Genomic DNA, 12,344 nt, shown 5'->3' on the forward strand with positions numbered 1-12,344 from the left:
AATATGTTACACTTAATTCTATTTGTTAGACTTTTTTAATACCTTGATACCTCTTTCCTTGCGAACGAAATTGGTCGTCTTGTCATCACGGTAAAACTCAAGGCAAATCCACTCCTTGTTCTGCGTAACCTCACACTTGTCAAGCCTACCCTTGCCACGAACCTTTCGCTTAACCACCACGTGATGTCTTAATCCACAATCACAACACCCCAGATAAAAGTCCTCTTTCACCCAAAATGGCTCGCCGGGGCCAAGAGAATGTTTTGGATCGTAATATAGATTCTTCTTTGATTTCTTTTTCATAACAACTCTTTCTCTTGGGGGCTTGCCCCTGCCTGCGAGTCCGATTCCTACAGGCAGGGGCTTCATATTGTTCAGGAGATTACCAGCCCCGGAGTCATCTCCATAGCCCTGCATACGGACATCCCAGGGCAATCGGGTTATAGTGTTCCCCTGGCGACCTGCCTGGGCAATGCCACACGGGTGTACCCGATTTTCGACAAGCCACCAAGGGTTGCCTTATTTACCGTTCTTCTCTCTTAGCGCCATTGCCAACAGACCGATGATTGTAGGAATCCAGATCGTCATGGATTCAAGCGGAAGCCGTTCAAATATAACTCCGGCTGTTATCAGTAGGCCGAGCAATCCCCCGAATATCACCGCCCACTTGGCAGTATGAGCTTGGCCTGTCCGTTTGTTAATAAGCATGGCTATCCCTTTCGTGCAATGGCAGCCTTAATGGCTCGCTCCGCCACTTCCTTACTGACTCCGCAGACCTTCATCAGGGTATCGACGGCCTCGTCAAGAACCTCCACCAGCTTCTTGTCGGGGTACTTAACCATCAACTGGTCGGTTATCTCGTCGGCCATCAAGAGAACGTATCTCGCCACCTTGAGCCGAATTTCCGTATTCAGCCAGGGCTTCAGGTATTTGTTTGCCAGCCAGCCGATAGCTATTCCAATCAGCCCTAAACCCGCCCACTCCACCGGAGCGGACATAAAGCTAAAGATTCCAAATATAGGCATTATTGCCTCCGGTTAAAAGTCTAATCCAACCTGCATACCAGTAGTAAGCTGGCCTATCCAATCGGTGTCCAATCGTTTAGCCTTACCTTCCAGAAGGAAGTCCAATCCTCTTATCGGGATAATTAGTCCAAAACCACCGGAAAAAGAGGACTCGGCAAAGTCTGATTCTTCTCCGCTCGGAGAGTGCGCCATCCCTGCGCCCACCAATAAGTACATCTGAAACTTATGCAAATTAGGGTCTCTGGTGAAGAAAACCACTTCGCCGGTATAATCATTCCAATCTTCCCCTGCTCCTTCCACGTCCTGATAGTTCCCCCTGACGGCCAACTTCTTTCCTAATACCATCTTCATAAAATTCATCGAGGCCATCCCGTAAACGTGCCCTTCCTTCAAAACACTGTACTTGGAGAACACCCCTCCCTGACCTTGAAAGAACCAACTGCCTTCCTTCTCCTGCGATTGAACCATCGCCGGTAAGAGAACCAGCGATAAAACGACTGCCACTACCAAGAGCTTTTTCACGGCTCCTCCTAAGTTAAGGGTTATCTTGTCCAAATCCAGACCCACGCCCAAGCCAGCCCGATACCCACACAATTAGCCGTCAGGTCGTAGAAGTCAAACCACTGGCCATTAAGTAATTGATAGAACTCATAGACTATCCCCATCACCGCTACCGTGCAAGCTACGGCCAGCCTCGAATACCGCCTTCCCAACCAGTCCAGCAGAAATCGGAACAGAGCAGCCGAGCCGATGAAATGGTAGAGCTTGTCCGGGGTGCTGAACGTGGTGGTGAACTGTGACCAGTCGATCATTATTTCACCGCTTCCTTAATTCTTTTAAGAGATCGTCCAGCGTTATCTGTATCTTATCCAGTTGCTTCTCCATATTGTTTTGGTTGGTCTCAAGAACAACAATCCTCGCATCTACACCTACCCAATCCCTGATAACATCTTTGATGTTCTTCTGGTTAATAACCAGATCAGAAACTATTCCCGCCATCGTCCTTTGGGTGCTTGCCAAATCGGCGACAGTCTCCTGGAGGTTCTCCTGCTGAGTTTCGAGTTTCGTTATTTTGGGGCAGGATGCCACCCTGCTGTCGATTTGAGTATAGAAAAAAGTTACGATACTAAGAACAGCAACTACACCTGCTAACACGAACCATGTCTTCTTTCCATTGTCCGCCATAGGAGTCCTTTCAGTTAGGGGGTTATCTCTTTTTGAATTTGTAGAATCTTAGCTTTTATGTTTTCTGTCTTTGCTTGTCGTTCTTTTTCAGTCAGGGATTTATCTAAAGCTACCCTAAATAGTTCTTTTTCAAGTTCGGATATTTCACCAGACTTTCGACTCAAATACGAAGTCTTAAGTTCTTCGGGTCGCATCTCTTTGGTTTTTAATCCAAAAACCGTACCGGCAATAGTCTCTCCCGCAGAAGGAGGCTTACCAGTAAATGGATGTGGTTTCCCAGTAATGGTATCTTTTATTTTGACATAATCAAAGCCACCCTTAATGCCTGTCTTTGGAATCTCAGGAGCTAAGGCTGGCATAAAGTCTCGATAAAGATAATCTGTCCAATCCTGCACTTTTTCTTTTACCGTAGGCTTGACGTGTTTCACTATTGGCTTGCCGGTAAAAGTATCAATACCGGTTATAGCCTCAGACGCCGCAGTAACCACTGGATTAGACATTAACTTGACGCTTGGCTTTAATCCGTATTCTATGGCATCCCCATAAAACATCATATAGGTTAAATCTAAAACACGGAACTTGTTTTTACTACCCATTGGAAGCAGTACGTGTAGTCCATTGTGCATATAGTCAGGAAAGGTTTGTTTGACTTCTTTCCATTCTTCCTCTGATATTTCCAGCTTTCGCTTCGACACCTCGTTCATCACCAGTGGCAACGAAAGCCACTTGGCGAATTTGAGGGGCTGCTCTCTGGCAGCTTCCCCTGCTATCCGCAAAGCCTCAGATGTAAAACTGGCAAAGGGCGCACCAAAAGGACTTTTGCGTAATACCTGAGTTGCCTTCGGCACTTCTCTATAATTGGGCATCCAACGGAAAGCTGCGTCCAATGCTTTCTCTTTGGAAGCTCCCCCCGCCAACTCGCTGGCATAAATCCATTGCTTGAATATCTGGTCTTGTGCTGTATAAAATTTGCCAAGTCCACTAACGCCACGCTTCATAGTGTCTGCTGTCCAATCAAAAATATTTCCTCCAGGTTTTTTTACAACATCCATTACAGCAGACGCTTCGGTCGGCAAATATTCTGCACCTAAAAGCCCAACCCTCACCAATTCCCGTCGCATCGACCCATTGGAAACATAATCTTTCACGACCGAAGGAATCACTTTGGGGTTGACATTGGCAAGGTCGGCAAAAACAAAATTGTTGAAGATATTCCTTGCCCACGTACTCGGACGTGGAATTACCTTTGAGTATTTCCATGCACCAAGAAACTTATCGTAACTCTTTTCAAAACCACTTCTGATTTCAGACATACTATTTAGAACTTCAGCTACGTCCGGTTGGACGTAACTCTTGCGAAGCGCACCAAGTCCCCAGGTAGGAGTTTTGGTCAACTTCACCCATCCCTTCTGTTGGGCAATTTCTGCGCTGGTAGTAGACCATTCGGGGTTTTGGGCTACATCGTCAAAGAGATTAAAAACAGATGTATCGTAACTTAACTGTCCAAGCCTGCGCTGCACAGGGTAGGCCGCTGTCATTATCTCGCCCATGTTCTTGCGGACTTCTTCGGGTATGTCCTCTCTGGCCTTGAGATAGGTACGCTTACCCCGAAACCTGAAAGGCTTAAAGAATCCCCATTTGGACAAAGCCCCCTGTTGTTCTTTGGAAGCATACATCCGGGGGAAATATTGAGACCCCCCCTCATGATAGTGGATATATATTCGTTTGTCTATGTCTGAAATACTGGTCTCGATGTTGTCCAGCATTTCTTGGCTCTTACTGAAAGCCGGAGAATCAGAAGGAATATGTCTTGTATCGTGTTGAAGTTTATCAAACTGTTTTTCCAAGCTTAACTTTTTGGCTTTCATGTCAGCAAGTTCAGCCTTAGTCAACTTCTGATAATATGGTTTGCCAAGCGCCCCGCCCTCCTGGAATGTTTTCGTTGCTTCCGCAAAGCGGGTAATTGGTTTGTCTACAAGTTCAATTACTTCCGGCGGAGTAGCGGGAGTTGTAATGCCCCCAGCAATAACTTGCTTCGCTCTAATCTGTTTGCCTTTACTCAATGCCCCAAGTTCTGCCCCAACCTCACGAGCCTCAGCCCTTTTGGTGGCGGTTTCCCCATAGAATTCCCTTAATCGTGGCTGAAATCCTTTTGGCAACGGTTTTCTTACAAACCATCCGGCGACTTTATTGAATACTGGAACCTTGCTTTTAGCAATCGCCCCAACAGCCGGAGCAAGTCCAGCAGTACCAGCCCCAATAGCTCCAAATGTAGCCGCCTCTTTTCCTATTTTTTCAATTCTGCTTTCATCTTTTCCTTTTTGCTCTAATGCCCCAAGCCCCGCACCCGCCAACGTATTTGTGACCGCAGCACGAACAACCTTCGGGAGCTTGGCAACCCAGGGAACCGCAGCCGCAACCTTAAGCGAGGTACTCACAGGAACAATATTACCGGCAAACTCCCCAGCCTTACGAACTCCAGTATGTGGGGCAAGCTCCCCCTCCCTTTTCTCTACCGCCTCCTTACCGAATACAGCCTTAAGGAACTTATCCGAACCACCAAGAGTCATTCCTGAAACCAACCCACGTAGTGCAGCGGATAGCCCACTGGCAGTCTCGGAAAGCGTACCTGGTTCCTGGAGTCGTGCCTGTTGCATTAACCGTTCACGACGATCCTTTTCCGCCTCGTCTTCATCAGGAAGGACAGAGGAACGCAACTTCATATAGTCATTAAGATTAGTTACCGGCATATTATTTTTCGGTTAAGCCTGACATTTTTACCAACCATTTGGCGGTTTGTTCATCATAACCCAAAACTGTCATCAATTGACTTACCGCTCCTTCGGCATCCCCCCACGTGCCAGCCTTCAAGTCTGCCAATAACTGCTGACGCATAGCCCTTGTAGGCATACCCACACTTTCATAGGCAACGTCAACTTCTTCGCCGGTGGCCTCATCTAATCCCTCAAAGGGAGCCAACTTCTGATACTTTAATTCTGGTGTCATCTCCACCGGAGTTCCGACAAGATTGGTAGGTTGCATCTTATTAATAAGTTCCTTGACTGTTATTTTGGGTTTGGATTCATCCTCTTTCTCCCCGTACTTTCTTTCAAACGCCTTATTCCATGCCCGTTTGGCTATTTGGTCTTTAGACAGGAGGCCGGAAGAACCCGTAGGCGAAGGAGGGCCGAAAGAACCTTCCTGTTCTTGCAATAACTTCCGCCTAAAATTTTCAATATCCATCTCCCAATTTCTGGCTTCGGCTGTAGGCTCATCCGGCTTTTCATGCTGGTTTTCTATACTTAACTTTTCAATCCAGTAGTCTTTAATTGTTTTCCCAGGATTTTGTTGCAACCACCATTCCAGTTCACTGCTTGGAGTAAATGTTTTTGGTTCTGGCACCCTCCTTGCATCTTCTGCTTGTGCTCGATAGTAGTCTGCCTGTGCCTCCCCAATCATACTCTCCAAACTAAGTTCCCGCTCTTTCGTAGATCGTTCCCATTCTACCTGTTCTTGCAGTCTCTTTCGCTCCTTCACATCGAGAAGCATAGATGCAATCATTTTTAGGAAATCGGGAAAACTTGTCTGGCTCTGTTTGCGCTGGACTCCGGCCAAATTCATCAGTGCGTTTTCATAGCCAGAGGTATCGTAATCCCAACCAGGACTTCCAAGCGGCATGTTAATATCCTCCCCCTAAAAAGCCGGGATTGTAATTCATTCCGCCACCAGAACCACCAGAACCACCAGACTTAAGCAATTTCCAGAGCCAATCAAGACCACCAGAACCACCTATACCCAATAAACCACCGAGTATATCGAATAATCCACCTCCCCCACCCTGCGCTGCTGCCTGTGCCTGTAGTTGGAGTATCAGCATTTCCATCTCATGCTGCATCTGCTTCTCCTTCAAATACCGATCTTGATCCTGTCCTCTGTACCCCTGAAGCTGATTCCCTGCGCCCTGAATCATCGACGTAGATGCACCAAGACCAGAACCATACCCACTATTTAACGCCGAGGCATATCCTTGCCGGTTTTGCTGTAACATTTGAGCTAATTGCGAGAGAGAACTAAATCTGTTTGCATCAAATGGCGACTGGGGTATATAGTTATTGCCTTCCCATGTAGGCATAACCATTTTTGCTATTTCCGACATTACGTTTTCGTATCTTGGGACACCCTTCCCATACACAGTATCCCACAAGGCACTTGCCATCGGTGAGTTTGTGGATGCAGCCGTAGCCTGCTGAAAAGGGTCTTGAACAAATCTATCCCTGAGAACATTTAGTATCTCTTCGTACTTATTTTTCGGCTTTTCAGATAACCCCGGCAAACTGTCCCACCAATCGCCTAAACCACTCTTGGCAGAACCTTCACCCTGTCCCTGTGATCCCTTGCTGCCATAACTTCTTCCGTAGGGTGTCCCACCAGCAGCACTGCAAAGCACCGGGTCATAATTGGGGGAGTTCCTATTACAGTACAAATCTTTTCCATACATAGTTGTTTTGTTTCCCTCCGCATCCCACTGATGGCCAATCTCTGGGTCATTATATGGAAAATCGGGTATATAGGGATTTGTTCCTGGCATTATTACCACCTCCTTGTCTGTCTGCCTGACTGTCCGGTAAGGTTAAGCAATTTCATCAATTCTTCCAGTGAATTGTTCCCGCCTCTTTGATATGTAGGCATAAGTCCCTGCCCCAGCGAAAGAGCCTGACTTAGATTCTGCGCATAAGGGCTGGGCTGGTCTATCAACTTCTTAATCATTTCCATCTGATCGCCCATCGACCCCATATACCTGTTGGCCAACACACCTGCACCGGAAGGAATAGATACATTCATCCGTCCGAGTTGTGAACCTATTCCACCGGCAAGTTGTCCTCTGGCGGTACTACCCATTGTGTTGAGTAGATTGCTCATCCACTTACGGTAATCCTGATCTCCGCTTTGCAGTCCGCCAAATATCCGTTGCAATATTTCCCACGAAGGAGTTTGGTTTTGAGTAGGATTAGCCCCTCCCCCACCCATACCACCCATCGCCCCGCCACTGTTTGGATTGTTATAACCCCTCGAATAATCCGCCCAACTTTTCATCTGTCCCCACGGAATCATATGCCCCCCTTTTTTAGTCTTTTCTTTCTCCGAGGTTGCGAATAAGCGCACCCCAACCCATAATTTGACAAGAGTCTGCACTGCTCTTTATTTCTAACTGGAACTCATGCCCGGAAACCTTCGGTGGTAACCAGGACAGGTGAGTAGTATCCTGTGTTTCCGTAACCGTCAAAGTACAAACGGCTGTAGTTTGCCTGTTTTTATATATGTAAACAGAAATGTTCCCATCATTTTTTTTATCTAACCAGAACTTGCGCATGTTATACTGGTCTATCGGAAGTCCCGGAACAATCCATCCCGTCTTGTAGGTAGCCGTCGGTACAATACCGGACACATTGAAGGTGGCATCGGACGTGGTATCATCGGCAAAAACACCTCCGTACTTGTAGATGTAATCTTTGCTCGTACTGGCAAAAACAAAATCAGCCGAGGGGATACTCCCAAAAAGAACAGGATAAATTAAAACCCCGGCAATATATTTAGTAGACGAATCAGAGTTTTTAAACCGAATCTGAAGGGCGTTAATTCCCGCCTCTGTCCAAGCCAATCCAGTAGCCGGATCGGTATCGACTGTAAAGGTAAATGTACGCCACGACGTAATTAAATCAATCGTTCCAATTCTGTATGTTACTCCCCCGCTTATCACATCCACATATACATAAAACGGGAGAGATAACGCCTCTTTAGCTAAAATCTTAATCGTAAGACTCTGAACTATTGTACCGTCAGGATAGTTAGCTAAATCAGCAAGTGCAAATTTTTCCACCGCACCGCTGGTAGCTGTAGATATATAGTCCGTCGTACTCCAATCATTTACACAATCCCAATCCGAACCGGCAGAGGCCGTCCACGCAACGGTATCTCCGTCTGCGCTGGGATAGACGGAATCGCTAACCTGAAACCGAAATTCTCCGGTATAAGGCAATGCCTCCGTAAATCCGAACCCCTGCTTATACCATCCGCTTGTTCTTTCGTCAAAAACCAGGGATGTATCAGGGCTATATGCCAGCCAATATCTTTTCTCTGAATACAAACCGCAAGCACCGTCAAGAACGCCCGCCTCTACACTTGACAGGGTTTCTCGGATAGGATCGGAAATCTTCTCCAGCTTATAGGAAAGTGAACCATACATATTTCCGGCGAACCTGTATATTCCGGTTGGTTGTGCAAGAAAATAGATGTAGTCATCCCCCACCACGATACTCTTTGGCGCAGAACATCCCACCGCTTTAGTTATTGGGGTAGCCTCAAGGGAAGCATTTATTGCGTAGATGGAGTTACTTCCAAAGACAATCAGATACCCATTAAATACTCCCATCCATTGTATTTCGTCGATAGCGTCCATGTCCAGATTTATAATGGCATCCGGATCAATGTCGTTGATTAAGCGAGGATTGGAATAATAAATCCTGTTTTTGTAGTAGGCAGATGAGACAAAGAGCCTATCCTGATAGTAAGCCGTTGCCCTGCCTCTGGGGAAGCCAAGTCCGCTTCCGACCGAATCCGGTGTAGCTACGATGGTATATGCGCTGTCGTCCCAATTTGTATCGACAGCAGTAGGAGAGTAGACCATAAGCCAGTCATACCCATTGTCCACTATCTGTCTATTTACGGTCGTTCTGAAATAATACCCAATCCAGTAATTGGGAGTCCATGCCTGGGAGGTATCTTTTACAAGAATCGAATCACCGAGATAAGTTGAATCCCAATCAACGGTGCTGGAAATACACACCCCCAGGGCTTTTATACTGGTTGCGGATATACCATTCCACAGCCGGCACGAATCCGAACCGTCGTTGGAGATAACAAGTCCAAATGGGGTTGGGGTAAAGAAGGTTTGTACTTCACTCGTATTGCCAAAATCCACATACGTTCCATTGTAGGCATCATCGGTATAGTACAAATTGCTCCCGGCAGCCACTACCAACCTATCCTTAACTCCGGCAGAATCCACCGTTCCCATTGCCCGAACCGTACCAAGCGGAGTAATCTGCACTTTCTGGTATCCATCTCTCTTTTTAAGCCAATATCCCCCATAGGGTAAGAAATTAACGATTTCCACGGCCTGGTTTAAGTCCAACTTGTCCGGCGGAACAAAGGTATTTATGCCACCACTAAACTTGTCTGTACCAAGCCACTGCGCAGTCGGGCTGAAAGACGGGAGGTCGATAATCTGCATAGGGGGACTAACCTCCTGAACAGTTGCCTTGGGTTTATCAGGCAGGAGAGGGAATTGTACCCTCTCCTGTGCCTGTACCCATGAACCCCACCAAACTAAAGAAAGGAGAAGGAGAAAATATATAAGAAAAAGATGTTTTTTCACTCAATCACCTTTGGTTTGACAATAAAATCTAATTGTTTCAACAATCCCTTTTCCTGTCGTGCCCTGTCGTACTGAGCAAACCACCAGGCTGCTTCGTTAAAATTCTTACTACTTGCCAGAGCCAGTCCGGTTGCATAAAACTCTACCAGTGGAACATATTGATAAGGGATATTAGTAGAGTCGGTGGTGGCTGAAAGTTCTTTCGCCTGTGCATAATAGAAAACCCAAATGCTATCAGTCCCAAGATTCCACTCCGGACACAACCAGAGATTAGCAGCTGCGGCCCCTGTTCCAGCCGCCGCAAGTGGACTGATAAAAGAAGGCTGTACCGTATAGTATTTGGTGTTTGTTTCCTGTGTAGAGGCAGCTACCCTATTCCAGTCCTTAAATTCTATTCGACCAAGAGGAAGGATACCATCATACTTGGCCTGACCGGAAGCAGAACATGGAAGGGCGGCTTGGACATCCAAACAATCATCATTCAAAGCAACCTTTATGGTTCCACTGGCAACCGTAACGGTGTCAAGTTTCACTATTACACCGTAACTGGCTACTTCCCGACAAGCCCGATTGATAAAATTTGTCAGGGTATCATTGGGATAATACGGGTCGGCATCTGTCGCCAGGTAACTACGCACCTGCTTCTGCATACTTGACAGAGTAACCACGTTTACGCCGGGAAAAGCCAACATAGGTACCAATAGAACCGCCAACAAAAAAACTATTTTTTTCACTGCACCCCCCCAAGAGCAATTATAAGTGAAGGTATCACGGAAAAACCAAACGGTATAAGTATCCTGAGTTCTACGATTTTTCCACCAATCAAGACTAAAATAAACAAAGGGATATTAACCAACCATAACATTTTTATCAAATGAGGGTAATCGTTATATCCCATAACCAGAAGAATAATTCCAACAACAACAACCAGAAAAATAAAGGCTTCGTTGAAAACCGGCAACCCTATTTTGTTTTTCTTCTTTTGAACCGGATTAGAAAACAGCAACTTCAAATCCCCCCAATTCATCCCTGCTATTTCCTTCGTGGTGCAATACTTCTTTTTGTAACCAAAAACAATAAACATTCCGATATAAAGCAATCCGGCCACCAACAGCAAGAGCATTGTATTCCCAGTCTCTCCGGTAAACAAATAATAAATCAAGACCATGAGAATACTCACTTCTCTGTTTAACATTGCAAGGGCAAATAAGGCTGCTGCCACCCAAAAGGAACCATCTATCGCAGCCAAGCAGAATAAACTCCAAAGGACTACATCCAGATAACAATCTGTGTAATCATACTTAAAACTAACCACCCAAAACAATGCCATAAACAAGGTTCCGGTAAACGCAGAAAAGTTGCCGAACCACGTTAAAAGATAAACATGGAATGCCCACAAACCCAAAAACATAAAGAGTATCTTAAGTGGTTCATAAATGAAAATCACATTCCTTATCTGTTTTTCATAAAACATTTTAGACCCGAAACATGTTTCAAGCAACCGATAAACCATCGGAATCAATATCCTGTATTGCATAGGAGCGTTGGCGTTTCCGGTAACAACGTCATGCACCATACCTATCCCGTTGTAAGGAGCCCAGTAGTTATACCTCGTCACCTTGAACTGAATCATGTCCAGTCCGATAGCCAGGAAAAAATATATAGCGATATATGTAATCATCTGTCTATATTGGATATGATTTCTTGCCGAGCCTGTTTGTACGGCGGACGCTTAAAGGACTTGGGCTTATATCCCACCTGCCCCTGATACCTTGAAATATCCGATTCCACTTCGGCATTAACCGCCAACCATGACGGAGAACCCATAGGAAGCATAGCCATACAGGTCAACTTAACAAGTACGTTTTTATATCTTTCGGGTATGTTGCTGGCATCATCCGACGTCATTTGGTATGGAACCTTAAGCGTTTCTGCCGAATTGGGAATCGGGGCTATTCTTAATTCCGACTCAAATATATTGTAAAACTGCGGAGTCCCCTTACTATCGGTATCGTAGTAGTAGCTGTCAAAGTCCCCCTTCTCAAGAAAATCAAGGGGATACTTCCCCCAAAACGGCTTACCGATAATCCTGTCAAATGTTCCCGAAGATAACGACAACATATTGTAAGAACTGTCGTTGGCACTCCCCGCTATTTCTTCTGTCGCCTGCAATTCGGGTATCTCCACCCTTGAACAGAAATCCGCACAAGCCCAACTTACCGCCCTCAACCAAACTTCATTTGGGGACGTAAGACCAGGCATTCTCTCCTTTGCCATTCTGGAAATATCTTCATTCGTTGACAACTTTAGGTTCCTCCCACGGTAACTTTGGTTCTAATTCTAATTCCCGCTCTATATCCTTTTTCAAATAAACATATTCTTCGTCAGACAACCCGCCGGTATTGGTTCTTTTCCACTGGTTCAAATACCACAATCGTTCCTTCCTTGCGTCCCTATCTTCCGGCTGGTCAACATACCTTGGATCGTAGGTTCCGGCTACACTCTGATTGCGTTTAGGCATAAACGCCACATTCATTTGCGGAGCAGTTATCCAAACCTGGCGAACAGGAGCCCCGCACTTATTACACTTCTGGTGGTGCAGGTTTTCATCACTGCCGATTGTTTTTTCAAAATACCGATTACAACATGGACAGTAATAATCGAAGGTTCTCATAATTCCTTTCCTATGTCGGCAGTGG

At 45.9% G+C, this 12,344-nt stretch carries 14 protein-coding genes; all 14 read right to left on the reverse strand.

All coding sequences use genetic code 11. The annotated features are described in order from the left end of the window. Nucleotides 1–18: 18 nt before the first annotated feature. Nucleotides 19–417 carry a hypothetical protein gene (locus tag HWQ67_RS05705; RefSeq protein WP_218251689.1) on the reverse strand — a complete coding sequence of 133 codons (399 nt, stop codon included), beginning with the start codon at nt 415–417 and terminating at the stop codon, nt 19–21. A gap of 293 nt (nt 418–710) precedes the next feature. Continuing rightward, on the reverse strand, nt 711–1,025 hold the full coding sequence (locus tag HWQ67_RS05710; protein ID WP_218251690.1) for a hypothetical protein: 315 nt from the start codon (nt 1,023–1,025) through the stop codon (nt 711–713). 12 nt (nt 1,026–1,037) lie between these two features. Further along, a complete protein-coding gene (locus HWQ67_RS05715) occupies nt 1,038–1,580 on the reverse strand; it encodes a hypothetical protein (protein ID WP_218251691.1) in 543 nt (180 codons plus the stop codon). After that, nucleotides 1,568–1,837 carry a hypothetical protein gene (locus HWQ67_RS05720; RefSeq protein WP_218251692.1) on the reverse strand — a complete coding sequence of 90 codons (270 nt, stop codon included), beginning with the start codon at nt 1,835–1,837 and terminating at the stop codon, nt 1,568–1,570. The genes HWQ67_RS05715 and HWQ67_RS05720 overlap by 13 nt, the downstream gene beginning before the upstream one ends. A 4-nt stretch (nt 1,838–1,841) precedes the next feature. After that, nucleotides 1,842–2,210 (reverse strand): hypothetical protein, encoded by a 369-nt coding sequence (locus tag HWQ67_RS05725; RefSeq protein WP_218251693.1) that lies wholly within the window; start codon nt 2,208–2,210, stop codon nt 1,842–1,844. Between the two features lie 14 nt (nt 2,211–2,224). Further along, a complete protein-coding gene (locus HWQ67_RS05730; protein ID WP_218251694.1) occupies nt 2,225–4,960 on the reverse strand; it encodes a hypothetical protein in 2,736 nt (911 codons plus the stop codon). A gap of 1 nt (nt 4,961) precedes the next feature. Next, on the reverse strand, nt 4,962–5,888 hold the full coding sequence (locus HWQ67_RS05735) for a hypothetical protein (protein WP_218251695.1): 927 nt from the start codon (nt 5,886–5,888) through the stop codon (nt 4,962–4,964). Between the two features lies 1 nt (nt 5,889). Then, on the reverse strand, nt 5,890–6,798 hold the full coding sequence (locus HWQ67_RS05740; RefSeq protein WP_218251696.1) for a hypothetical protein: 909 nt from the start codon (nt 6,796–6,798) through the stop codon (nt 5,890–5,892). A 2-nt stretch (nt 6,799–6,800) separates the two neighbouring features. Next, a complete protein-coding gene (locus HWQ67_RS05745) occupies nt 6,801–7,304 on the reverse strand; it encodes a hypothetical protein (protein WP_218251697.1) in 504 nt (167 codons plus the stop codon). A gap of 31 nt (nt 7,305–7,335) precedes the next feature. Then, the gene (locus HWQ67_RS05750) at nt 7,336–9,318 is read right to left on the reverse strand and encodes a hypothetical protein (protein WP_218251698.1); all 1,983 of its coding nucleotides are present in this window, start codon (nt 9,316–9,318) and stop codon (nt 7,336–7,338) included. A 323-nt stretch (nt 9,319–9,641) separates the two neighbouring features. Then, complete coding sequence (locus tag HWQ67_RS05755) at nt 9,642–10,379, reverse strand: hypothetical protein (RefSeq protein ID WP_218251699.1); 738 nt, start codon at nt 10,377–10,379, stop codon at nt 9,642–9,644. Continuing rightward, nucleotides 10,376–11,278, reverse strand: coding sequence for a hypothetical protein (locus HWQ67_RS05760; RefSeq protein WP_218251700.1), 903 nt, complete (start codon nt 11,276–11,278; stop codon nt 10,376–10,378). The genes HWQ67_RS05755 and HWQ67_RS05760 overlap by 4 nt, the downstream gene beginning before the upstream one ends. A 44-nt stretch (nt 11,279–11,322) precedes the next feature. Further along, complete coding sequence (locus HWQ67_RS05765) at nt 11,323–11,922, reverse strand: hypothetical protein (RefSeq protein ID WP_218251701.1); 600 nt, start codon at nt 11,920–11,922, stop codon at nt 11,323–11,325. A gap of 13 nt (nt 11,923–11,935) precedes the next feature. Beyond that, on the reverse strand, nt 11,936–12,344 hold a 409-nt coding region (locus HWQ67_RS05770), incomplete at its 5' end, for a hypothetical protein (RefSeq protein ID WP_218251702.1).

Origin of the sequence: Candidatus Magnetobacterium casense, from assembly GCF_019173545.1 — a bacterium.
Classification (GTDB): domain Bacteria; phylum Nitrospirota; class Thermodesulfovibrionia; order Thermodesulfovibrionales; family Magnetobacteriaceae; genus Magnetobacterium; species Magnetobacterium cryptolimnobacter.

Coding starts and splice junctions, on each gene's coding strand:
- HWQ67_RS05710 (WP_218251690.1), bottom strand. CDS start 1,025: ATGCCTATATTTGGAATCTTTAGCTTTATGTCCGCTCCGGTGGAGTGG.
- HWQ67_RS05705 (WP_218251689.1), bottom strand. CDS start 417: ATGCAGGGCTATGGAGATGACTCCGGGGCTGGTAATCTCCTGAACAAT.
- HWQ67_RS05725 (WP_218251693.1), bottom strand. CDS start 2,210: ATGGCGGACAATGGAAAGAAGACATGGTTCGTGTTAGCAGGTGTAGTT.
- HWQ67_RS05765 (WP_218251701.1), bottom strand. CDS start 11,922: ATGGCAAAGGAGAGAATGCCTGGTCTTACGTCCCCAAATGAAGTTTGG.
- HWQ67_RS05720 (WP_218251692.1), bottom strand. CDS start 1,837: ATGATCGACTGGTCACAGTTCACCACCACGTTCAGCACCCCGGACAAG.
- HWQ67_RS05760 (WP_218251700.1), bottom strand. CDS start 11,278: ATGATTCAGTTCAAGGTGACGAGGTATAACTACTGGGCTCCTTACAAC.
- HWQ67_RS05740 (WP_218251696.1), bottom strand. CDS start 6,798: ATGCCAGGAACAAATCCCTATATACCCGATTTTCCATATAATGACCCA.
- HWQ67_RS05745 (WP_218251697.1), bottom strand. CDS start 7,304: ATGAAAAGTTGGGCGGATTATTCGAGGGGTTATAACAATCCAAACAGT.
- HWQ67_RS05735 (WP_218251695.1), bottom strand. CDS start 5,888: ATGCCGCTTGGAAGTCCTGGTTGGGATTACGATACCTCTGGCTATGAA.
- HWQ67_RS05730 (WP_218251694.1), bottom strand. CDS start 4,960: ATGCCGGTAACTAATCTTAATGACTATATGAAGTTGCGTTCCTCTGTC.